At 61.7% G+C, this 21,355-nt stretch carries 22 protein-coding genes; 16 read left to right on the top strand and 6 right to left on the bottom strand.

The genetic code is table 11. From position 1 onward, the window contains the following. Window positions 1-45 precede the first annotated feature (45 nt). A complete protein-coding gene (locus OHL16_RS17395) occupies window positions 46-1,134 on the bottom strand; it encodes a VWA domain-containing protein (protein ID WP_263368450.1) in 1,089 nt (362 codons plus the stop codon). A gap of 295 nt (window positions 1,135-1,429) precedes the next feature. On the opposite strand from OHL16_RS17395, the gene OHL16_RS17390 reads away from it, so the two are divergent. The 8 genes from OHL16_RS17390 (at window position 1,430) to OHL16_RS17355 (ending at window position 8,948) form a co-directional block, all read left to right on the top strand. Then, window positions 1,430-2,794, top strand: coding sequence for a DUF1015 domain-containing protein (locus OHL16_RS17390; RefSeq protein WP_263368449.1), 1,365 nt, complete (start codon window positions 1,430-1,432; stop codon window positions 2,792-2,794). A 124-nt stretch (window positions 2,795-2,918) separates the two neighbouring features. Then, window positions 2,919-3,857 carry an N-acetylmuramoyl-L-alanine amidase gene (locus OHL16_RS17385; protein ID WP_263368448.1) on the top strand — a complete coding sequence of 313 codons (939 nt, stop codon included), beginning with the start codon at window positions 2,919-2,921 and terminating at the stop codon, window positions 3,855-3,857. Further along, window positions 3,854-4,483 (top strand): GerMN domain-containing protein, encoded by a 630-nt coding sequence (locus OHL16_RS17380; RefSeq protein WP_263368447.1) that lies wholly within the window; start codon window positions 3,854-3,856, stop codon window positions 4,481-4,483. The genes OHL16_RS17385 and OHL16_RS17380 overlap by 4 nt, the downstream gene beginning before the upstream one ends. Continuing rightward, the gene (locus OHL16_RS17375) at window positions 4,480-5,406 is read left to right on the top strand and encodes a glutamate racemase (RefSeq protein ID WP_263368446.1); all 927 of its coding nucleotides are present in this window, start codon (window positions 4,480-4,482) and stop codon (window positions 5,404-5,406) included. Before OHL16_RS17380 ends, OHL16_RS17375 begins: the two co-directional genes overlap by 4 nt. 111 nt (window positions 5,407-5,517) lie before the next feature. Then, on the top strand, window positions 5,518-5,895 hold the full coding sequence (locus OHL16_RS17370; protein ID WP_263368445.1) for an EVE domain-containing protein: 378 nt from the start codon (window positions 5,518-5,520) through the stop codon (window positions 5,893-5,895). A gap of 85 nt (window positions 5,896-5,980) precedes the next feature. After that, on the top strand, window positions 5,981-7,183 hold the full coding sequence (locus tag OHL16_RS17365) for a GGDEF domain-containing protein (RefSeq protein WP_263368444.1): 1,203 nt from the start codon (window positions 5,981-5,983) through the stop codon (window positions 7,181-7,183). Window positions 7,184-7,541: 358 nt separating this feature from the next. After that, window positions 7,542-8,309, top strand: coding sequence for an enoyl-ACP reductase FabI (locus OHL16_RS17360; RefSeq protein ID WP_263368443.1), 768 nt, complete (start codon window positions 7,542-7,544; stop codon window positions 8,307-8,309). A gap of 126 nt (window positions 8,310-8,435) precedes the next feature. Then, window positions 8,436-8,948 (top strand): DinB family protein, encoded by a 513-nt coding sequence (locus OHL16_RS17355; RefSeq protein WP_263368442.1) that lies wholly within the window; start codon window positions 8,436-8,438, stop codon window positions 8,946-8,948. Between the two features lie 6 nt (window positions 8,949-8,954). On the opposite strand, the gene OHL16_RS17350 is transcribed toward OHL16_RS17355, so the two are convergent. The 5 genes from OHL16_RS17350 to bshC all read right to left on the bottom strand — a co-directional run bounded on the left by OHL16_RS17350 (window position 8,955) and on the right by bshC (window position 15,317). Further along, complete coding sequence (locus tag OHL16_RS17350) at window positions 8,955-10,253, bottom strand: metal-dependent hydrolase family protein (protein WP_263368441.1); 1,299 nt, start codon at window positions 10,251-10,253, stop codon at window positions 8,955-8,957. A 45-nt stretch (window positions 10,254-10,298) separates the two neighbouring features. Beyond that, window positions 10,299-12,101, bottom strand: a complete 1,803-nt coding sequence (locus OHL16_RS17345; protein WP_263368440.1) for an ABC-F family ATP-binding cassette domain-containing protein — start codon at window positions 12,099-12,101, stop codon at window positions 10,299-10,301. A 21-nt stretch (window positions 12,102-12,122) separates the two neighbouring features. Next, on the bottom strand, window positions 12,123-12,380 hold the full coding sequence (locus OHL16_RS17340; protein WP_263368439.1) for a hypothetical protein: 258 nt from the start codon (window positions 12,378-12,380) through the stop codon (window positions 12,123-12,125). 199 nt (window positions 12,381-12,579) lie between these two features. Next, entirely contained in the window at window positions 12,580-13,206 is a 627-nt protein-coding gene (locus tag OHL16_RS17335; RefSeq protein WP_263368438.1) for a sigma-70 family RNA polymerase sigma factor, read from the bottom strand. A gap of 473 nt (window positions 13,207-13,679) precedes the next feature. Then, on the bottom strand, window positions 13,680-15,317 hold the full coding sequence (bshC, locus tag OHL16_RS17330; RefSeq protein ID WP_263368437.1) for a bacillithiol biosynthesis cysteine-adding enzyme BshC: 1,638 nt from the start codon (window positions 15,315-15,317) through the stop codon (window positions 13,680-13,682). 135 nt (window positions 15,318-15,452) lie between these two features. Between bshC and OHL16_RS17325 the strand changes: the two genes are divergently transcribed. From OHL16_RS17325 to cyaY, 8 genes are all read left to right on the top strand, one after another. Next, window positions 15,453-16,070 (top strand): NUDIX hydrolase, encoded by a 618-nt coding sequence (locus OHL16_RS17325; RefSeq protein ID WP_317891084.1) that lies wholly within the window; start codon window positions 15,453-15,455, stop codon window positions 16,068-16,070. A 198-nt stretch (window positions 16,071-16,268) separates the two neighbouring features. Further along, window positions 16,269-16,493, top strand: coding sequence for a cold shock domain-containing protein (locus OHL16_RS17320; RefSeq protein ID WP_263368436.1), 225 nt, complete (start codon window positions 16,269-16,271; stop codon window positions 16,491-16,493). Between the two features lie 131 nt (window positions 16,494-16,624). Next, complete coding sequence (gene polX / locus OHL16_RS17315) at window positions 16,625-18,370, top strand: DNA polymerase/3'-5' exonuclease PolX (RefSeq protein WP_263368435.1); 1,746 nt, start codon at window positions 16,625-16,627, stop codon at window positions 18,368-18,370. Between the two features lie 137 nt (window positions 18,371-18,507). Next, the gene (cyoE, locus tag OHL16_RS17310; protein WP_263368434.1) at window positions 18,508-19,467 is read left to right on the top strand and encodes a heme o synthase; all 960 of its coding nucleotides are present in this window, start codon (window positions 18,508-18,510) and stop codon (window positions 19,465-19,467) included. Next, the gene (locus tag OHL16_RS17305) at window positions 19,467-20,027 is read left to right on the top strand and encodes a DUF420 domain-containing protein (RefSeq protein ID WP_263368433.1); all 561 of its coding nucleotides are present in this window, start codon (window positions 19,467-19,469) and stop codon (window positions 20,025-20,027) included. Before cyoE ends, OHL16_RS17305 begins: the two co-directional genes overlap by 1 nt. 7 nt (window positions 20,028-20,034) lie before the next feature. Beyond that, window positions 20,035-20,259, top strand: a complete 225-nt coding sequence (locus OHL16_RS17300) for a hypothetical protein (RefSeq protein WP_263368432.1) — start codon at window positions 20,035-20,037, stop codon at window positions 20,257-20,259. A gap of 59 nt (window positions 20,260-20,318) precedes the next feature. Then, window positions 20,319-20,789, top strand: a complete 471-nt coding sequence (locus OHL16_RS17295) for a single-stranded DNA-binding protein (RefSeq protein ID WP_263368431.1) — start codon at window positions 20,319-20,321, stop codon at window positions 20,787-20,789. 131 nt (window positions 20,790-20,920) lie between these two features. Further along, window positions 20,921-21,265: an iron donor protein CyaY gene (gene cyaY / locus OHL16_RS17290; RefSeq protein ID WP_263368430.1), complete on the top strand. Its 345-nt coding sequence runs from the start codon at window positions 20,921-20,923 to the stop codon at window positions 21,263-21,265. Window positions 21,266-21,355 lie beyond the last annotated feature (90 nt).

The following is a 21,355-nucleotide window of genomic DNA, read 5'->3' as shown; positions in this document are numbered from 1 at the left end:
GGGACACGCCGCCTTCGTAACCTGAACTCATTTTTTCTATATCCTTTACTGCGAAGGTGCATAATACCCCTGGCGATTGTGTACCGTCAGTGGAGGAAGCCCCGGCGGCGGTACGAGTCGTATCTTCAATTTACGCCAGTTGCCGTCCTTCTTCATTTCCGATGGCCTGTAGCCGATCAGGTATTCGTTGCGCAACTCGGCGCTGATGCGCGACGCAATATCACCCAGGTCAGCCAGGTCGCCCACGCGAAACATTCTTCCACCCGTCATCTCGCAGATATCGGTCAGTAGAATCGGCCCAAGCTGCTCCTCCTGTGTCGGCGCATACTGGTCGAAGATGCCGATCGAGTAGATCTGCACATCGCTCTCCCGCACCACGCGCCGAAGCTCGCCCTCGGTGTAGCGGCTGCGGTTGTCGCCACCATCGGAGATGATCAGCAGCGCCTTACGGTCATACTTGGCCTGCCGCAGCTTGTTCACCCCCAGATACACCGCATCGATCAGCGCCGTCCGGTTCTCCGGCTTCAGCATCACCATCCGCGCCTCCACGTCGTCCACATCCGACGTGTAATCAACAACCACCGCGGGACGGTCGTTGAACCCCACCACAAAGAACTCATCCTGAGGATTGCACGTTCGCAGAAACTCGCTCAGCGCCTTCCTCGCCCGCGCATACTTCGACGTCATGCTGCCGCTCAGGTCAAAGATGACCCCGATCGTCACCGGAGCATCCTCCGTTGAGAACGACTTGATTATCTGCCCGACGTTGTTGTCGTAGACCTCGAAGTTCTCCTTCTCCAAACCGGTCACCAGCCGGTTCATCGGGTCCGTCACCGTCGCAGGAACCAGCACCAGGTTCACGTCTACCCGGATGCGCGAGTCCCTCCTGTGCGCCGTCGCATTGGCTGCGACATTATTCGCCCCTTCAACCACCGGCTTCTCGTCTTCCGGCGACTTCGGTGGAGGTGGCGGCTCCTGCGTATGCACCTGTCCCAGCGGATTCTCCTGCCCCCGGCTCACACCCGTGGCCAGCCCGGCCCATAAGCCCACCCAAACCATCGCAGCGACGAGGAACTCAGCCACCCGCCTGCGCTTGCGACAACGCGTCCGGCTTGTACCGTCTGTCTCCCACATGACCCGGTCATCTCCGCAACCCATCTGCCAACCGTGCGACCAAACGCCCTAGAGTACACCCACCTCACCCGGCATCTGCGCATTTACATATCCCAAAGATAATAGACGCATCATCAAAGTCATTTGTCATCCATTTGTGAGCAATGGATTGAATTGCGATGACGCTGCGAACTCTCAGGTTGCCACTCCCCGCGATCTCATTGTTATTCCACAGCGGGCATTCTGCTTTTCAACTGCCTCGCCATACCACACCGTACAATCGACCTATCTCTTTTCTCTGGAGCGATCACACAGCATGGCCCGCATCTATCCCTTCCGCGCTCTCCGCTACGACCTTGCCCGCGTCAAGATGGAGGACGTCGTCACCCAGCCCTACGACAAGATCACCCCAGCCATGCAGCAGCGCTACTACGAGGCCAGCCCCTACAACCTCGTCCGCGTCATCCTCGGCAAGCAATTCCCCAGCGACACCGAGCAGGAGAACGTCTACACCCGCGCCGCCGAAACCCTCCACGCATGGCGCAAGGACGGCATCCTCGCCGAGGAGTCCGAGCCCGCACTCTACGGCTACTCCCAGACCTACCAAGTCCCTCACTCCAATGAAATCCGCGAGCGCCGCGGATTCATCGCCCTCGGCCACCTCTACGACTACGCCGACAAGGTCGTCTATCGCCACGAGCAGACCTTCCCAAAGCACAAGTCCGACCGAATGAGTCTCTTCAAGGCCACCCGCGCCTACTGCGAGCAGATCTACATGCTCTACTCCGACCCCGCCTTCACCGCCGAGAAGCTCATCTTTGGAGTCAACGGCCCCAACGGAGCAGACACCACCCCCGCCGACCTTGCCGTCACCGATGAGTACGGCGTCGTCCACCGCGTCTGGAAGCTCACCGACCCAAACCTCATCAACCTCATTGTCACCGCCATGGCTGACAAGAAGCTCATCATCGCCGACGGCCACCACCGCTACGAAACCTCCGTCGCCTACGCCAAGGAGCGCAGCGCGCAACTCAAGCTCCCCCTCAACCAGCCCTTCGAACCCATGGGCGAGGACGGGAAGCTCCCTGCCGGCCACCTTCCCGCTCCATCCTTCCCCGAGGCAGCCATGATGATGACCTTCGTCAATATGGACGCCCCCGGAATCACCATTCTTCCCACGCACCGCGTCGTCCACGGCCTCGAGGGCTTCTCCTCGCCCGACTTCATCACTAAGGCCAGCGTTTACTTCACCATCAAAGAGCTCGACAAGCCGGATGTCTCCGCCCTCGCCAACACCACTGGCACGGCCTTCATAGCCGCCACCGGCGACGGCAACTATCTCCTCACCGCCAAGCCCGAGGTCATGGAAGACATCCTCAAGGACCTTCCCGCACGCCAGCGCCACCTCGACGTCGTCCAGCTTCACCGCGTCGTCCTCGATAAGCTCCTCGGCCTCGACCAGGAGACCATCACCCGCCTCGGCAGCGTCGCCTACATCCGCGAAGCCGACGAAGCCGTCTCCATGGTCACCAGCGGCGAAGCCAACATAGCCTTCCTCATCAAACCCATCACCCTCGACCAGCTCAAAGATGTCTCCCTCGCCGGCGACGTCATGCCGCAAAAATCCACCGACTTCTACCCCAAGCTCCTGAGCGGCCTGGCTATCTACGCCCTCGACTGAACCACAGCCGCCGCAACCATTGCGGCGGCCACCTGGGATTCTCAGGATATTCGGGTGCCCCATCCATCGCAGCTTCATCGCGATGGGTGGGAAAGCACACATTCAACCCAGCCAAAGAACTGCCGTGGCTTCTGCAGTTGCACCTGCCGTTGTTCTTGCAGTTGCATTTGCATCTCTCGTTGTCATCCCCGGAGGGACCCTTGCCTCTTCGGCTGCGAAGGAATCGCCCACGATCCTCTCCATTACAATCAAATCGCATCTCCCCCAAGCCGTGACCCCAACTCGCCACTCCATCCTCAAGACCGCGACCACCCTCCTGCTGAGCGCGATCACCTGCCTCGCCAATGCGCAGACGGCCCAGACACCCCAGCCATCCCCGCAGCCGCAGACCGCACCCAAGCCCCTCCCCGCCTTCTACCGCAACGTTATCCTCATCGACCCCGCCCACGGCGGCCCCGACACCGGCGCCCACCTCGCCGGCGAAGTCCTCGAAAAGGACGTCACCCTCTCCTTCTCGGCGCGCCTCCGCACGCTGCTCTCCGCCGCCGGCTTCACCGTCCTCTCCACTCGCGACTCCGACCCCGCCGACGTCCTTTCCACCGACCAGCGTGCCGGCCTCGCCAACCACGCCCGCCCGCTCGCCTGCCTCATCCTTCACGCCACCACCAGCGGCTCCGGAGTCCACATCGTCACCTCGGCCCTCACTCCACCCGACCACCTCGCGGCCGCACGCATAGCCCTGCCCTGGCAGACCGCCCAGGCTCCCACGATTCCGCAGAGCCTCCGCCTTGCCAACGAGATCGGCCTCGCCCTCACCGCCGACAAGCTCCCCGCCGTCCTGCTGCGCGCGTCCGTTCCGCCGCTCGACAACCTCACCTGCGCCGCAGTCGCCATCGAGCTTGCTCCGCCCGCGCACGCCGGGGCCCAGCCCACCTCCGTCACTGACGGCAGCTACCAGCAGATCACTGCCAAGGCCATCGCCGACGGCCTCTCCTCCTACCGCAACCACAACGCCCCCCCGCCGGCCGCGGCAGCCACAGGGCCAACAGGAGCCGCCCGATGATCCCCCGCTACCAGCGCATCCTCTTCTGGAGCCTCGTCGGCGGCATCTCCCTCCTGGCCCTCTTCCTCATCCACGGCTGCCGCCAGGCCCACCTCCGCCTCACCGAGCTAAACAGTGCCATGCCCATCGCCGCCCCCAACGCCGCTACCACCGAGGACGTCACGTTTTACCTCGCCAGCGACGCCGACGGCACCATCACCCCCTCGCGCGCGCAGGTCGCCCTGCCCAAGAATCCCACCCTTCGCGCCCGCGTCCTGCTCAACGACCTCCTCGCCCAGTACTCCCAGCCCGACTCGCCCCACCCGCTCCAGAGCGGACCCGCCATCGACGACGTCTTCCTCCTCACGAATCCCTCCACCCCCAACACCGGCGAGACCGCCATCCTCAACCTCCACGGCTCTTTCGTCGCCAACCACCCCTCCGGCGTCGAGGTCGAAACCCTCACCCTGAACTCCATCATCGGAACCCTCCACGCCGCACTCCCGCAGATCGCACACGTCCGCTTCCTCGTCGACGGCCAGCCCCACGACACCCTCGCCGGCCACGCCGACCTCAGCCGCTCCTATCCCTGCATCGACACCACCACCCAATCCACCGCGCCCACCGAAGAGGCCACCCAGCCATGAGCTCCACACCCTCACCTACCCCCGAGCGTCCCACCATCGGCGTCTTCGACTCCGGCTTCGGAGGCCTCACCGTCCTCCGTGAGCTGCTCCGCCTCGTCCCTCACGCCCGCTACATCTACCTCGGCGACACCGCCCGTCTCCCCTACGGCTCCAAGTCCCACGAAACCGTCGCCCGCTACGCTGTCTCCAGCGCCCACTTCCTCGCCGATCAAGGCGCAGACCACCTCGTCATCGCCTGCAACACCGCCACAGCCCTCGCCCTCGACGACATCCGCGCCGCCCTTCTCATCCCCGTCTTCGGAGTCATCGAGCCCGGAGCCCAGGCCGCACTGAGCGCTTCGCACAAATCGTTATTTCGATCGGCCCCTGAGCGAACAAAGCAAGTCGACGGGGGAGCGGAAAAACACGCTTCTCCAACCACATCTCACCACGCGCCACCGCCAAAGCCTGCCCACGCTCTCGTCCTCGCCACATCCGCCACCACCCAGTCCCACGCCTACACCCGCGCCCTCACAGCCCTCGGCCTGCGCGCCACGGAGAAGGCCTGCCCCCTCCTCGTCCCGCTGGTTGAAGAAGGCTGGATCAGCCACGCCGTCACCGCCGAAGTCCTCCGCATCTACCTCCTTGAAGCACTCTGTGAGGCTCCCGATGCAAGCATCCTCCTCCTCGGCTGCACCCATTACCCGCTGCTGCGCCCGCTCATCGAGAACACCCTCCATGAGCTCCACCACCCCATGTACGTCATCGACTCCGCGGAGGCCACCGCCCGCGCCGTGTCCGCGCTTCTCCCACCCTCAGCCTCCACCGAGCCACCTGCAAGCACGTTCTACGCCACCGACTCCATCGAAAAGTTCCAGCGCCTCGGCTCCGCCTTCCTCGGCCACCCCCTCAACGAAGTCCACCTCCTCGACCTCGGCGGCTAATCGAACACATCGTCTTTTCCACCAGCTCCAATTCGTGTCATCCTGAGCGAAGCGCAGCGAAGTCGAGGGACCTGCGGTTTCTCTGCTGAACTACAACAACCAAGGACAGCCATGCCTTACCTCCTCAAATCCGAACCCAACAAATACTCCTACGACGACCTTCTCCGCGATGGCGAGACCACCTGGGACGGCATCAGCAACAATCAGGCCCTCCTCACCCTCCGCAACATGAAGAAGGGCGACAAGCTCGTCATCTACCACTCCAACATCGGCAAGGCCGCCGTCGGAACCGCGAAGGTCGTCTCGGTCGATCCCTCCGACCCGAAGAACCCCATCGTCCGCATCGCTCCCGTCAAGCGTCTCAAGCGCGAAAAGCCGCTGGCCGAGATCCGCGAAGCCCCGGTCTTCAAAGGCTCCATCATGTTCCGCCAGTTCCGCCTCTCCGTCGTCCCCCTCACCGACGACCAATACGACTGGCTCGTCTCCTGATTTCGACCAGTCGCAATAACTACAACTAAAGGCGCCTTCTCCCGCCCCAAAAGGCCTCGCTACACTGCGGCACGAGGCCCTCTTGATGTTGCTTGTGTCATGGTTTGACAACAGAACTCTCTTCTCCTGTCAGTTCATCCTGGCAGCCGTCTTCGCTGTCTTATTTATCAGCATGCGCCGCACCTACCCTGCATTCCGCGGCATCGGCTCCGTGGCGGCAAGCTTTCTTCTCGGAGTTCCCGGGGTTCTGCTCCTCTACATGAGCGGCGTCATTCCCGACTTGCTTTCCACTACCGTCCCAGGCCTTCTCATTCTTGCTTCGTTTACCCTCTTCTATCGCGGCCTGCTGCGGTTTCTGGGTGACGATCAGCCCATCACGCCCCTCCTGATCGCTGACACCGTCGCCCTCGCCTTTATCTGCTTCTATGGCCAGGTGCGGCACAACATCGTCCCCTGCCTCGCAGCGGTCTCCTTCACCGTAGCTCTCACCCGTGGACTGACCGCCTTCAAGCTCCTCCAACATGCGCAGGCTCGCACCCACATGCGTCTCTTCGGACTGACGATGGCCCTGTTCACACTCAACAGCATCTGCCGCGCCTTCTTCATCGCATGGCACGGAGCGTCGGCGAACTACACGCAGCGCAGCGTCCTTCAGTCGCTCCCGCTCGCCGTCAACCTGCTGTACATCTGCCTCACTGGTCTCTTCTTCAAGAGCATGATCAGTAACAGAATCCTCACCATCGTCCGCACTGAGTCGGAACAGGACCCTCTGACCGGAGCGCTCAACCGGCGTGGCATCGAGCTTCGTCTCAACGTCGAGATCAAACGCATCGCGCGAAGCGGAGGCCACCTCTCCATCGCGCTCATCGACGTCGATCACTTCAAGATCATCAACGACACCCTAGGCCACGCCGCCGGAGACGCCGCCATCCAACTGGTCGCCAAAGCGATCTCCTCGCGCCTGCGCGCATACGATAGCCTTGGGCGGTACGGTGGCGACGAGTTTCTCCTCGTCCTCCCCCAGACCACTAGCCTCGACGCCACCTCAGTCCTTGACCGCATCACCGAGGCCACGCGATCGCTTCACTGGCCCGGTAACGATCTCCCGCTCACCCTGAGCATCGGCGTCACCGAAGCCATCCCCGGCGAACCCATCGCCGCTGCGCTCATCCGCGCCGACAAGGCCCTCTACGACGCAAAGCACGCTGGGCGTGACTGCAGCCGCCTCCTGCTGCATGAGTCTCAGGACGAGCCACTCAACCTCGAAAGCGAACTCTCCGTCTCGTAACCCCCAATTTCAATTACGGCTTTTCCACAGAAAATCCTGTCAAGTGCTCAAAACACTCAACTGACTAAAAACAAACGGCTTACAAGTGGCAGAGCAGTTTCCGCAACTTGCTAGAATACAAATAGACCCAAGCCCCGGCCACCCGGGGCTTGTCCATTTAATTAACCCACAACCCATTTATTTTGAATACTTTGACTAATAAATCGTTTAGATGGAATACTTTAGCAAGCAATTCCGAACCTAAACCATTATTTTTGAATACTTTGCACAAAATATGGTGGAGGGGGATACTCTCCCTAAACGCCCCACTCAAGCTGCTATCCTTACCAACGGAAATCACAGGAGAAACTCAGCCAACATGATTGATCTCAAAGGCAAAGTCGCGGTCGTCTTCGGTCTCGCCAACAAGCGCAGCATCGCCTGGGGAATCGCCCAGAAACTCTCCGAGGCCGGCGCCACCCTCGCCATCTGTTACCAGAACGAGCGCCTCCAGCGCGACGCCGAGGCCCTCGCCGCCGAACTCCCCGCTGCCAAAACCTTCCAGTGCGACGTCTCCTCCGACGCCGAGATCGATTCCCTCTTCGCCAAGCTCAAGGAGCAGTACAGGACACTCCACACCGTCGTCCACGCCGTAGCCTTCGCCCCCCCCAACGAGATCAAGAACGACTTCCTCTACACCAGCCGCGAAGGCTTCCGCATCGCCCACGACGTCAGCGTCTACTCGCTTATCGCCGTCAGCCGCGCCGCCGTCCCACTGATGACCGAAGGCGGCAGCATCATCACCCTGACCTACTACGGCTCCACCAAGGTCTTCCCCAACTACAACGTCATGGGACTCGCCAAGGCCTCCCTCGAAGCCTGTGTGCGCTACCTCGCTGCCTCGCTCGGCAGCAAGAACATCCGCGTCAACGCCATCTCCGCCGGTCCCATCAAGACCCTCGCCGCCCGAGGCATAGGCGACTTCACCAAGATCCTCACCGCCGTCGAAGAGCGCGCCCCGCTCCACCGCAATGTCGACCAGCTCGAAGTAGGCAACACCGCCCTCTTCCTCGCCAGCGACCTCGCCAGCGGAATCACCGGCGAAGTAACCTTCGTAGACTGCGGCTACAACGTCACAGGGTTGTAACCAGACACGATGCTGTCAGCAGTGCTTCGCTACGCTTCACCTCGCGGCCGTTTTGTTGTCATTCCGCAGCGAAGCGGAGGAATCTGCTTTCCTCCGCACTAACGTTCTGAGAAAGGAAACCAACCGATGACCATCGCCGAAATCCTCCTCCAAGACTTCGACACCGAGATATCAAACACCCGCCGCACCCTCGAACGAGTCCCCGAGGGCAAAAACGACTGGAAGTGTCACGACAAGTCCATGCCGATGGGCAGGCTAGCCATGCACTGCGCCACGCTGCCCTTGTTCGGCCACTACATCATCGAAGACGAAGGCATGGACCTGGCCGCACCCAAGCGTCCACACGCCTCGCTCGAATTCACCACCCGCGAAGCCGCCCTTAAAGCCCTCGACGAGGGCGCCGCCAAGTGCCGCGCCTCGCTCGTCGCAGCGTCCGACGAGCATCTTGCGAAGATCTGGCCTTTCACCTGGGGCGAGCAGGTCCTCTCCAAAGGCCCCCGCTCTGCCGCCTTCCGCGGAATGTTCTTCGACCACCTCATCCACCACACCGCGCAGCTAGGCGTCTACCTCCGCCTCAACGACATCCCCGTCCCCGCCCTCTACGGCCCCTCCGCCGACGAGCAGTGGTCGCCAAAATAAACGATCTCAAGGGCGGCGATACACCTCGCCGCCCTTCATCACAAACGAAACCTTCCTAAGCACCGAGATGTCCTCAAGCGGATTGCCCGGAACCGCGACCACATCTGCGAAGTAGCCAGCCTTCAGCTCACCGATCTCGCCGGCCCAGCCAAGCAGCTTCGCGCCATTGATCAAATCCGCGCGCAGCACATCCGCAGGCTTCATCCCGTACTCGACCATCAACTCCAACTCCCGCGCCTGCGTCCCGTGCGGGAACGGCCCCACATCACTGCCCACGGCAAACGGAACGCCCGCAGCCATCTGCTTCTTGAACTCAGCCGCATGAAACGCCTGCTCCGCGCGATCTCGCGCCGCTCTCTCTGGAGTCGCAGCGTGGTCGGCGAAGTACTCCATGATCGCGAACGTCGGAACAGCGTAAATCTGCTTCTCCTTCATCGCCTTCATCGTCGCATCGCTCAACAGATACGCATGATCGACCGAAGCCACACCAGCCGCGACAGCAAATCCGGCTCCCGGCTCGCCCGTGGCATGAACCGCAACGCCGCGCCCTGAACCAGCAACACCGCCGGTTCGCGCCGCCTCGGCAACCGCAGCCCCAAGCTGCTCTGCCGGATACTGATACGGAGTAATAAACTGATCGCCGCGCAAAGAATCCGGCCCGGTCTCGTAGATCTTGGTGAAGTCCGCGCCGCCCTTGCGCTGCTCGCGCATCACCTTCACGATCTCCTCGGACGAATCCGCATAATCGGCGTTTGAGAGCACCTTCTGCGCCGGGTTGTAGCCAATCGCGTCCTCGTGGCCGCCGAGGATGTCGATAGCGTTGCAACTCACGCGCATCCTCGGCCCGGGAATCATCCCTGCGTTGATGGCGTTGCGCACCGCAACATCCGCGCAACCCGCGCCTTCGGTGCCCATATCGCGCTCCGCCGTGAATCCGGCCATCAGGTCGGCCCGCGCCGCATCAGCAGCCATCAGCGTCCGCTGCGGAACGCTCTCCTGAACGGTCTGCAGATCTTCAGCGCCGGGATGCAGGAAGAGATGAACATGCGCATCAATCAGCCCCGGCATCAGCGTGGCATCGCCGAGGTCAATAACCTCAGCACCAGCAGGTCGAGAGACCGAAGCTCCCACAGCGACGATTCGGCCGCCATCAACCAGCACTTCACCAGGAGAAGCAACCTTGCCATTCGCAACATCCAGCATCCGCGCCGCACGCAGAACCACTGGATGCTTCGCCGCAGGCGCTTGCGCGGAACAAACAGTCGCAGCAATTCCCAGAAACAAAACGCCGGAGAGACTTTTCATATGCCAGCAGCATACTGCGAAACGCCGCTGGAAGATGTTCCGCTTTTATCCGGCCTTTTCGGTCAGCTCCGCCCAGCGCGCGTAGAGCGTATCGACCTCTGCCTGTGCGGCTTCCATCTCGGCGAGCGCTTCGGTCAGCTTCGCCGCGTCGACTGCGACCTCAGGATCGTTGACGCGAGCGTTCGCAGCCTCCAGACGCGCGTCCGCCGCCTCGACCCGCTCCTCGATTCCCGCAAACTCGCGGGCTTCGAGATAAGAAAGTTTCTTCTTCCCCGCAGACGCGGCAACTGAAACCGACTGCGCAGGCTTTGCCGCCGGCATGTCCTCAGGCTCCGGTTTCTGCAAGAACCACTGCTCCCACTGCGCGTAGTCGGCGAAGGTCTCGGCTGCTCCTTTGCCGTCGAGGCCAAGAATGGTCGTCGAGACACGGTCGAGCATGTAGCGATCGTGCGTGACAAGCACGAGAGCACCTTTGTACTCAAGCAGGCTCTCTTCCAGAATCTCCAGCGTCGCAATGTCGAGGTCGTTCGTCGGCTCGTCGAGCAGCAGCAGATCGGCCGGCTCAAGCATCAGCCTGGCAATAAGGATGCGAGCGCGCTCGCCTCCGCTGAGCCGCTCGATCGGCTGATTGAGCTGTTCGCTGGTAAAGAGGAACTTGCTGGCATAGCTGGCCACGTGAATCACGCGGCCCTGATAGACGACCGAGTCCGAATCAGGCGCGAGCGCGCGACGCAGCGTGACGCCCTCTTCAAGCTCGCGCATCTGGCTGAAGTAGACGATCTTCAGCGATGCGGCGCGCTTCACCGAGCCTGAGGTTGGCTCAAGCTCACCGGTGAGCAGCCGCAGCAGCGTCGTCTTACCGCTGCCGTTCGGGCCTACGAGACCGACGCGCGTGCCGTTGGCAATGAGGAAGTTCAGGTTCTCGACGATCTTCCGGCCACCGAGTTCGATGGTCACGTTGTCGAGATCAACCAGCCGCTTCGTCTGCCGCTCGGAGGCAGCGAAGTCGATGTCCGCAGTCGCGGTCTGCGAGCGCGAGCTTACGTCCTTAAGTTGATCGATGAGAGCGTAGGCATTGTCGATGCGCGCCTTCGCCTTCGTCGCCCGAGCTTTGGGCCCGCGACGCAGCCACTCGATCTCTGTTTTGACGCGGTTGCGGAGCGACTCTTCGAGCCTCGACTGCGCTTCGAGATACTCCTGCCGGCTCTCGATGAACTTCGAATACGTCCCTTTGACGCGGAGCAGACCATCCGCATAGACACGGTTGAGCTCCGCTATCTCCGTCGCAACATTCTCAAGAAAATAACGATCATGGCTGACAAGAACACAAGCGAAATCACTCGCATTGAGAAGCTCCTCCAGCCACGCAATTCCGGCTAGGTCGAGATGGTTGGTCGGTTCGTCGAGCAGCAGAACGTCAGGCCCGCTGACGACCGCTTCGGCGATGGCAAGGCGCTTGCGCCAGCCTCCGCTGAGCTTCGCGGCTTCGGCGGCGAGGTCCGGAAAGCCGATGCGACCGGCAGTCTCGCGAAGCTTGCCCTCGCGCTCGGCCTCAGCGACTCCGCCCTGTTTGAGCGCCGCTTCGAGGATCGCGCGGACCGTCAGACCGTCTGCGAACATCGACTCCTGGCGAACATAACCGATGCGGGCGCGCTTGCGGACGGCGACGTCACCCGAGTCTGCATCCTCTTCGCCCTCGAGCACCTTCAACAGCGTGCTCTTCCCGGCTCCGTTCGGACCGATGAGGCCGATCCGGTCGCCGTCGGAGACGGTGAAAGAGATATCGCGAAACAGGGCAGTCGCGCCGAAGGCCTTCGAGAGGCCCTGCGCATTCAGAATGGGAGGCATTTCTTAACTTTACCGTGTTGGCTAGTCGAGGTCGAAGTCGCGGAGCGGACGATCTCCGAGCGGCGTTTCTTTGGCCTTCTTGACGGCCTCGGCGAACTTCTTGGCCAGAATGTCTTCCTTGTTCTTCTGCGCCTCGACGGACTGCTGGAAGACGGAGTCGCGGCGAGCATCGGCCTCGCGCAGGGCCTTCGCTGCTTCGCCGAAGTCCTCGAACATCTTCTTCTTTGGGGCGGATTTGTGGGAGATGATGGCCCGGCTCACCGGGTCGATCTTCAACATGGCTCCACAGTCCGGACACATCACTTCAAATGGCTGGTCGCTCAGGCCCATAAAAGCTCACCTCTTTGGCCATTGTAAGGCGATAAGGTGGGAGACCGGAAGTGCGTGCTAAGAAGAACAGCAACCCAATGAGGGAGAGGAGTTTCATCGTCTACGGGCCCGCGAGAGAGCCCGTAGACGATGTCCTCAGGAGGATCAATCAACGTGTGTGTTGAACGATCACCCGGCTCGCAGGCACCTTTCGAACACGCTTTCGCAGGAGCGCCTTGCCGCGGTGAAGTTGGGAGATGACCGCGCGGTAGGATTTGCCTCTCAATTCAGCGATTCTCTCAATCGAGCAGTCGTTGGAAAAGTGCAGTATGAAGACGATGCGAGTCTCTTCCGGCAGATGCTCAATATGCCTGTGAATGAGGTTGAGCGCTTCCCGGCGAACGATGATCTTTTCAGGATCGTCTACCGCCGAACTGGAGGCTTGCTCGTAACTTTGAAGATATTTCGGATCGTCCTCGATAGACACAAGCTTGCCTCGGCCCATCTTTCTGAGAGCCAGAATGGCATGGTTCGTGACGATTCGTGTGAACCAGGTCTTGAGCAAAGATTCGCCGCGAAACGCAGCGATGGCCTTCCACGCGGCACAGAACGAGGTCTGGACGACATCTTCCGCGTCGGTTGCGTTTCGTAAGATCGCGGTCGCTATCCGCTCAAAGTAGCTCTTCTCTGCGAGCATGAGACTTGTTAGTTCACGCCGCCGGGCGTGAACGATTTGAGCCATGTCCTGATCTGTGGAAGATGGAAAAGACGGAGGGATCCCCTCTACTGCCAACATTTTGTATCTCCTGAACAGAGTGCTGTTCGCGCATTTAGAGATGAAGCCGCACCACGCGGAGAGCGTGGCAGGAATCGCCGTGAAGCGATGAGCGCGCTAGGTGACGGAGATGACTGGCGGGGGACGAAAGAGCAGTGGAGGCAGCCAGAGACTCGTTCGAACACTGCGGCGTATTGTCGAATGCGAGTGGCGCGCCCTGATGAAGCGGAAGACGAAAGGATTGAGCAGCAGCGCGAGAAGGATGAAACCGAGGGTAGGCGGCGGTGAAGGAGAGTCCTCGCGATTCGCAGCAAAAAGACTGCCATTCGCTCCGATCGCGCGGCAGGCGGCTCGTTGCGGGACATGGCATCCCTTTGAGAGCCGGCAGGTAATACTACCCGCGAAGATGCCTATGAACACGAGAAATGCGACCAGAATCCATTTGGCTCGCAGGTTTGCCGTCGCAGAACTCAATAAGACCTCGTATAGACAGTCTACAACTTGACGGCGACGTGCCCCGGACACTGATTTCCGGCGACTCCGACCAGGCGCTCGATGAGGCCTTCGCCGTAGCGCGCGAGGAACCAGACTCCGGCAAGCAGGCGCTCCTGAGGGTGGCCATCGGGGAAGGCGTTGAGCGTGATGGCCTCGGCGTGCTTGCGCAGGCTGGCCTCCTTCTGCAACTCGTAGTTGGCGGCCATGCGGCGGAGGCGGTTCATCTGGTAGCGCATCTTCGAGCCTGAGGTCCCGGCTGACGCAGCGAGGTTGGGATCCATGCCGCGCAGATACTCGGTAAGCGCGGAGAGCTCGTCTTCGAGGGCGTTGCCGACGGCAGCGAGCTTCTTCTTAAGCACGATGGGCATGGCGCGGGCGCCGAGCCGCTGTGCGAGATCGTCGGCTGTGGTCATGGCGTCGGGGAGCTGGATCTCGTCCTTGCTCATAACGGCGGCGATGGCGGGCTCGATGAGCGTAGCGCTGAGGCGCGGAAGCACCGGAGTAAGGCGGCCGAGGATGCGCTCGTAGAGGACGGCGCTCTGCGCGAAGTAGGCGATCTCCGCCGGGCCGCCGATGTAGGCCGCAGTTGGGAGGATGGTGTCCTGGAAGACAGGTCGCAGGAGCGCGTTGGGACTGAGCCGCTCGGGAGTGCGGTCGAGGATGGAGAGAAGCTCTTCCTCCGTGTAGAGGTCTCCGCCTGCGCGCCACTGGGCATCTGGAGTCCGACGCAGCGCAATGCGCTCTCGGGTGTGCTCGTCGAGCAGGAAGAGCAGCGATGCTCCTTCAGCCACCAGCACTTGGGCGTGGTAGCCCTCGCGCACAAGCTCTTCGCTGCGGGCGATAAGGGTCGACTGCAGCTCGGCGGCGTGCTCGATGGCGTAGCGAAGTGTGGAGGCGCCCTGGGCGTGGAACTCGCGCGTCGAGGCGTCGATGACGACGAGGCCCTGCTCGGCGAAGACGCGCGAGATGAGGCGTCCGAACCCGCTCGCGAGGGTGGGCCTGCTGCCGTCTGCCGGCTGGTAACACTCGCGCAGCCACTCGCTGACGGGAGCGTATTCGAGCAGTTCGGTAGCGCGCTCGAGCACGGCGTCGATCTCGGTGCCGGGTGTGACGCCTCCAACGGGAACGGCGTGCGGGACGTGAAGGCCGGCACGCAGTGTCTCGACGGAGGTCTTGGTCAGCAGCGCGACCCTATCGACCTCAGCCAGGTCGTGGTCCTCGGTCGCCATCCAGAAGATGGGGACGTGCTCGACACCACTTGCCTTCGTCGCCGCCTTCGCGCGGGATACGGCAGTGGCCGCCTTGAGGAGCGTCAGCAGCGGGCCGCCCAGCAGCACGACCTGCTGGCCGGTGACAACAGCGCGGGCTCCGCTGCGGAGCTTTTCAATGTTCGCGAGTGCGGCAGGGCCTGCGCCGAAGCCCTCGTTCTGCCGCTTGAGCTCATCGGCCAGACGCCCGGCAGCGATCTCTGGGAGCTCGGAGCGCATCCAGCCCCCGGCGAAGGGGCCGCCTGTGTTACCTGACCCATACCAGCGCCGCACAGCCGCGTCGGGGGCGCTTTCGCCCATGACGAGATAGTCGCGGTAGATCTGCGAGACGTGCGGCAGGATCGTAATGGGGTAACACTCGACGCTCATCGCGGCCTTTTATCCTCGTTGCTGGCATGAGCCGCGATTCCGTCGCCGAAATCTGCGGACCTCTTAAAGAATAGACGTGCATCCCGTTGGATGCCGCAGACCCATGTGCCGATGCAGGGATGATACCGTAGCCTTATGGCTATGCAAACAAAGCGGTCCGGCGGCAAGGCTATCCGGCCTGCTGCGAAGAAAAAGTCTGCGAAGACGCGCGTTCTTTCCTCAAAGGTGGTCTTCAAAGGCAAGGTCTTTTCTGTCACTTCGGATGAGGTGATTGAGCCAGGCGGCGCCCGCAACACGCGCGAGGTGATCCGGCACAGCGGGTCGGTCGTGATTCTTGCGGTGGACGAGTCGATGAACCCGAAGGACCCGGAGATTATCCTCGAGCGGCAGTATCGCCATGCCGCCGGGCAGTTTCTGCTGGAGCTTCCGGCAGGGCGCAGGGAGCCGAACGAGCCTCCCCTGGCTGCGGCGAAGCGGGAAATGATCGAGGAGACGGGCTACCGCGCGAAACGCTGGACGCTGCTGACAAAGTACTTCGCCAGCCCGGGATTTCTGGGCGAGTGGATGCAGATCTATCTGGCGCGCGAGATCAGCGTGGGCGCCTCGCAGCCGGAGGACGACGAGCAGATCGAGGTGGTGAGGATGCCGCTGTCGAAGGCCCTTGCTCTGGTGGCGGCCAACAAGATTCACGACGGTAAGACATTGATTGGATTGATGCTCTATGACGCGGCTCGCAGGACCGGGCGACTCTGACGAAGCCTTGTCCCCGCCGCACGGCGTAATGCCCTGCATCGACTTGAGATATTCCTTCTCAAAAAGAAAGGAATTTGCAGAAAACCTCTTCCCTAACTTGCGCGTCACATAGAGTTAGGTCGCCCTCCCCAGCGGTGGAGTTTTGTGCCTCCGGGGCCGGAGACCTGAAATGCAAAGCAAAAGTAAGGGAGTAGGGTCTTGGCACAGTACAAAGGCACCGTTAAATGGTTCAACAATGCAAAGGGATACGGCTTCCTCGGCAGAAACGATGGCGCCGATGTCTTTGTTCACTACAGCTCCATCCAGCGCGAGGGCTACAAGAGCCTCAAAGAAGGCGATGAGGTCGAATTCGACATCATCCAGGGCGCCAAGGGTCCTCAGGCGGACCAGGTTGTGCGCCTGAAGGAAGTCGCTGCTGGCTAACACGGTAGAAACCCTCTCTGGTTAGTCCATCTATAACGCTGAATTGTTCAATAGAACATTCCGCCCTATCCCTGCCTCGTTGCATCCCGACCTGACAGGCTGGCAAACTGAGACCAGCCACTGGTCTACGCATGGATAACATTACAATTGCCCGGCTGCTTGAAGAGACGGCAGCGCTGCTGGAGATCGACGCCGCGGATCCCTTCCGTATCCGCTCCTACCGTCGCGCCGCTGAGGCCGTCGAGCAGCAGACGACCCAGCTTGCCACCCTCGTGGCCGAGCCGAAGCAGTTGCTGGCGATCGCTGGCATCGGCAAGGGCATGGCGGCGAACATTGTGGACATCGTCGCGACTGGCACGATGCCGCTGCGCGAAGAGCTCCTGGCGAAGTACAAGCCGACGATGCTCGAACTGCTGCGGCTGCCCGGTATGGGGCCGAAGACGGTCGCGTTGGTGTGGTCGGCGCTTGAGGTCACCGATATCGACTCGCTTGAGGCCGCGGCGAAGGCGGGGCATCTGGCCAAGCTGCCGCGCATGGGCGAGAAGTTCACCGCGAAGCTGCTGAAGGGCATCGAAGACTACCGCAGGAACTCCAGCCGCTTCCGTATCGATCAGGCCCACGAACACGCTGAGAAAATCTCCGCGCTCATTCGCGAGCTTCCGGGGATCGACGAGATTACGCCGGCGGGATCGCTGCGTCGCGGACGCGAGACGGTGGGCGATCTCGACCTGCTGGTGACAGGGCCAGCGTGCGAGCCGGACGTGGTGAATGCTGCCGTCGAGCACGTCGCATCGCTGCCGCTGATCGACAAGCTGCTGGCCAAGGGACAGAACAAGGTCTCGTTCACGCTGCGCAACAACTTGCAGGTAGATGTTCGGCTGCTGCCGCGCGCAAACTACGGCGCCGCGCTGCAGTACTTCACGGGCTCGAAGATGCACAACGTCGCGCTGCGCCAAAGGGCCATCAAGCGCGGGCTGACACTGAACGAGTATGCGCTGGCGCGGCTGGAGGACAACACGATCGTCGCGGCGGCGAGCGAGGAGGAGATCTACCGCGCGCTCGATCTCGACTACATTCCTCCTGAGCTGCGCGAGAACGGAGGCGAGCTGGAGGCCGCTGCCACCCAGGCGCTGCCGCAACTCATTACACTCACGGACATCCGCGGCGATCTGCACATGCACACCTCAGAGACCGACGGCACAAACACAATCCGCGAGATGGCCGAAGCAGCGCTGGCGCGCGGGTTGAAGTACATCGCCATCACCGATCACTCGAAGAACCTCGCTATGACGAACGGCATGGACGACAGACGCGCGCTCGCGCATGTGAAGCGCATCCGCGAGGTCGACGCCGAGATGAAAGGACGCATCCGCGTGCTCGCCGGCGTTGAGGTCGACATCCTCGCCGAGGGCGAGCTCGACCTCGAGGATTCAACCCTGGCCGAGATGGATGTCGTGGTCGCGAGCGTGCACAGCCGCTTTGACCAGTCCATCGAGCAGATGACTGACCGCATCCTGCGCGCCATCGAAAATCCGCATGTGCGAATCCTCGGCCATCCCACCGGCCGCAAGGTCCTCAAGCGTGATCCGTATGCGCTGCACATCGACACGATCCTGAAGCGGGCAGCGGAGTTTGGCGTCGCGGTCGAGCACAACGCCAGCCCGGCGCGGGCGGACCTCAACGATCTTCACCTGAGGCTCGCGAAGCAGCACGGCTGCAAGATCGTCGTTGATACCGACGCGCACTCGACCGATGAGCTCGACCAGATGCGCTATGGGATCACACAGCTTCGGCGGGCCTGGCTCACAGCAGCCGATCTGCTCAACACGCAGCCTGACGCGGACTCGCTGCTTGCTCAAATGCGCCCCAAGCCTTGAGCCCACCGTCAACGGGCCTTCGGCAGCGTCTCACCACACGATGACATCCCCGAAGTAAACCCTCTAACCGCCCGTGGCGTGCCAGCATCTCATCTCGGAACAACGCGAGCGAGATTCAAACGCGTTATTCTAGGGATGTGGCTACCTCCGCGACATCCGATCACGTCATTGCACCGGTCAAGGCCACGCCAGGTCTCCTGTCTGACTATGCCACACTCTTCAAGGTTCGCGTCTCCGTTATGGTCATCATTACGGCAGCCGCAGGATTCTATCTCGGATCGCTCGCGAGCGGTATCAGCCCGTTTCATGCGGGAATGCTGCAGGCGTTGGCCGGGATCGCTGTCGTCACCTGCGGATCGAGCGCGCTGAACCAGGCGCTGGAGCGCCGCACCGACGCGCAGATGCGGCGCACCGCGAACCGACCCATGGCAGCAGGCCGCATCTCGCTGAGTCATGGGCTGTTCCTCGGGTTCGCGGCCATCTTTCTTGGCTCGCTCTACCTTGCCGACACGACCAATCTGCTGACCGGAACGCTGACGCTGCTGACCGCCATTGGCTATGTGGGCATCTACACGCCGCTGAAGCGGATCACGGCCCTCAACACCTTCGTCGGGGCCTTTCCCGGAGCGCTGCCTCCGCTGATCGGCTGGACCGCCGTGCGCGGCATCATCGAGTGGCCTGCCGTCGCACTCTTCGCCATCCTCTTCGTCTGGCAGTTCCCGCACTTCATGGCCATCGGCTGGATGTACCGCGAAGACTATGCCGCCGCCGGAATTCGATTGACTCCCACGCAACCCGACGTACAGTTCGCAGCGCGCTCCACGGCGATTCAATCGCTCTTTTATGCGGTGCTGATGGTTCCGGTGAGCCTGTGGCCCACATGGCTGGGCATCACCGGCGTGCCCTACGCGGTCGCTGCCGGTGTACTCTCGCTCGGCTATCTCTGGTATACGATTCGCTTTGCGCGCATCATGCGATCGCCGCTGGATGCGACCTCGCGCAGGTATGCGCGCGACCTTCTCAAAGCCTCCGTTATCTATCTTCCACTCCTCATGGCCGCCATGATTCTTGATGCGAAAGGACGCCTGCTCTTCTGATGCCGAATGTCCCCACCGTTTTGCCGTCAACCAATCTGCGGACACCGCCGACGATCATTGCTGCGATCATTGCGGTCAGCGCTCTGGCGAGCGCCTTCATCTGCTGGCTGGTGTACTTCCACACCCCCACGGACGTCGCCGGTACGCAACTTCGCTCGCTGCCTCTGGTCAACGCCGTGCTGAACGGGCTTTCGACCGTCGCGCTGCTCTTCGGCTATCGCTTCATACGCGCCCGCAGAGTTCTCGAGCATCGCTCGGCGATGTTCACGGCGTTCATCTTCTCGAGCATCTTTCTGGTTTCGTACCTGGTGAACTTTACCCTGCACGGCGAAACCCACTTCAACCGGCTCAGCGCTTGGTGGCCGTTCTACTGGAAGCTGCTGGCCTCGCACATCGTCCTGTCGGTCATCGCGCTGCCGATGATTCTGATTACCTTCTTTTTGTCGCTCAGCGGCCGCTTCCCGGCGCATCGCAGGCTGGCGCGCTACACCTACCCGATCTGGCTCTACGTCTCCATTACCGGAGTCGTCGTGTACTGGATGCAGGCGGCCATCCACTAACCACACCATGCACCCTGACACCCGCAAGCTTCTTCGCACCGGCCTGGCGATCTTCGGCACAGGAGTCCTCGCCGCACTCCTGACCGCCACGCTCTTTGGAGGCATCGGCCGCCAGGGCCCACATACCAACTCCGGCTGGCTGGCCCTGATACTGGCCATGGGCTGCCTGCCAACGGGCTTCCTGACGCTGATCCTGGCGTTTATGAAGCTCTACGGCGACCGGCACCGCTAACCCACAGTTTCATCTGCTATCCTCAACCATCACCCCACAAACGAACCGGAGCAACCCCAATGGCACGAGGCGTCAACAAAGTTATTCTTCTCGGCAACGTCGGCAAAGACCCCGAGATCCGTTCCACCCCAAGCGGCACTATGGTCGCGACCTTTTCGCTGGCCACCGCCGACCGCCAGAAGGACCAGCAGGGCAACTGGCAGGACAAGACCGAGTGGCACAATCTGGTCGCCTTCAGCCGCACCGCCGAGATCGTCCGCGACTACGTCAAGAAGGGCACACAGCTCTTCATCGAGGGTAAGATCCAAACCCGCTCGTGGGATGACAAGGAGTCCGGGCAAAAGAAGTACCGCACCGAAATTCTCGTCAACGAGATGACCCTGCTCGGCGGCGGTCCCGGCCGCGGCGAAGGCGCCGGCAGCACCGGCGGCTACTCGCGCTCGAACACCGCGAGCTACGATCAGCGCACGCCGGCAGCGCAACCCGACTACGCCGACCAGGGCATAACGGACGACGATATTCCCTTCTAAGCTGCACACAACTTCACCATCAGGCGCTCATTCCCGGTATTGTTGCGGTACGATGAGCGCCTTTTCACGTGGTGCCAACATCTTCTCAGAAGCGCGCTGACCACTGAACTGCGCCCAGCTAAACTATCCTTATGCTCGACGAAGCCACCTTCCGCCACGAATCCGACAAGGCCCTTGAATCCCTCAAACAATCTCTCATCCGCGCCGAGGAGCAGTCCGACGAAGCTACCTTCGAGACCGAAGAGAAGAACGGTGTCCTGAACGTGCTGTTCGAAGAGGAGGGCAGCAAGTTTGTTTTTACCCCCAACACTCCGGTCCGCCAGATATGGATTTCCGCTCTCTCGACCAGCTTCAAGCTGGAGTGGTCCGAGACCGCAAAGGCATTCGTCCTTCCTAAGACCGGCGAAGATCTTCGCGCGCTGACCGAGCGTCTTCTTCGCGAGCAGCTCCACGACAGAGCCCTGACTCTCTCCTGAACCACTGCCTCGAGTGACATCGCGGTTCAATCCGGCAATCCAAGCCGGTACAATTGGAGCCACAAAACCTGACATTGGCAACATCTTCTA

It is taken from the genome of Edaphobacter bradus (genome assembly GCF_025685645.1).
GTDB lineage: Bacteria > Acidobacteriota > Terriglobia > Terriglobales > Acidobacteriaceae > Edaphobacter > Edaphobacter bradus.
Note: the sequence above shows the minus strand (reverse complement) of the source record. Positions and strands in the feature narration are given on the sequence as shown.

Excerpts from the sequence above, each read along its gene's own strand:
- OHL16_RS17395 (WP_263368450.1), bottom strand. The coding sequence starts at position 1,134 with ATGTGGGAGACAGACGGTACAAGCCGGACGCGTTGTCGCAAGCGCAGG.
- OHL16_RS17390 (WP_263368449.1), top strand. The coding sequence starts at position 1,430 with ATGGCCCGCATCTATCCCTTCCGCGCTCTCCGCTACGACCTTGCCCGC.
- OHL16_RS17380 (WP_263368447.1), top strand. The coding sequence starts at position 3,854 with ATGATCCCCCGCTACCAGCGCATCCTCTTCTGGAGCCTCGTCGGCGGC.
- OHL16_RS17375 (WP_263368446.1), top strand. The coding sequence starts at position 4,480 with ATGAGCTCCACACCCTCACCTACCCCCGAGCGTCCCACCATCGGCGTC.
- OHL16_RS17370 (WP_263368445.1), top strand. The coding sequence starts at position 5,518 with ATGCCTTACCTCCTCAAATCCGAACCCAACAAATACTCCTACGACGAC.
- OHL16_RS17365 (WP_263368444.1), top strand. The coding sequence starts at position 5,981 with ATGTTGCTTGTGTCATGGTTTGACAACAGAACTCTCTTCTCCTGTCAG.
- OHL16_RS17360 (WP_263368443.1), top strand. The coding sequence starts at position 7,542 with ATGATTGATCTCAAAGGCAAAGTCGCGGTCGTCTTCGGTCTCGCCAAC.
- OHL16_RS17355 (WP_263368442.1), top strand. The coding sequence starts at position 8,436 with ATGACCATCGCCGAAATCCTCCTCCAAGACTTCGACACCGAGATATCA.
- OHL16_RS17350 (WP_263368441.1), bottom strand. The coding sequence starts at position 10,253 with ATGAAAAGTCTCTCCGGCGTTTTGTTTCTGGGAATTGCTGCGACTGTT.
- OHL16_RS17345 (WP_263368440.1), bottom strand. The coding sequence starts at position 12,101 with ATGCCTCCCATTCTGAATGCGCAGGGCCTCTCGAAGGCCTTCGGCGCG.
- OHL16_RS17340 (WP_263368439.1), bottom strand. The coding sequence starts at position 12,380 with ATGTTGAAGATCGACCCGGTGAGCCGGGCCATCATCTCCCACAAATCC.
- OHL16_RS17335 (WP_263368438.1), bottom strand. The coding sequence starts at position 13,206 with ATGTTGGCAGTAGAGGGGATCCCTCCGTCTTTTCCATCTTCCACAGAT.
- bshC (WP_263368437.1), bottom strand. The coding sequence starts at position 15,317 with ATGAGCGTCGAGTGTTACCCCATTACGATCCTGCCGCACGTCTCGCAG.
- OHL16_RS17325 (WP_317891084.1), top strand. The coding sequence starts at position 15,453 with ATGGCTATGCAAACAAAGCGGTCCGGCGGCAAGGCTATCCGGCCTGCT.
- polX (WP_263368435.1), top strand. The coding sequence starts at position 16,625 with ATGGATAACATTACAATTGCCCGGCTGCTTGAAGAGACGGCAGCGCTG.
- OHL16_RS17305 (WP_263368433.1), top strand. The coding sequence starts at position 19,467 with ATGCCGAATGTCCCCACCGTTTTGCCGTCAACCAATCTGCGGACACCG.
- OHL16_RS17300 (WP_263368432.1), top strand. The coding sequence starts at position 20,035 with ATGCACCCTGACACCCGCAAGCTTCTTCGCACCGGCCTGGCGATCTTC.
- OHL16_RS17295 (WP_263368431.1), top strand. The coding sequence starts at position 20,319 with ATGGCACGAGGCGTCAACAAAGTTATTCTTCTCGGCAACGTCGGCAAA.
- cyaY (WP_263368430.1), top strand. The coding sequence starts at position 20,921 with ATGCTCGACGAAGCCACCTTCCGCCACGAATCCGACAAGGCCCTTGAA.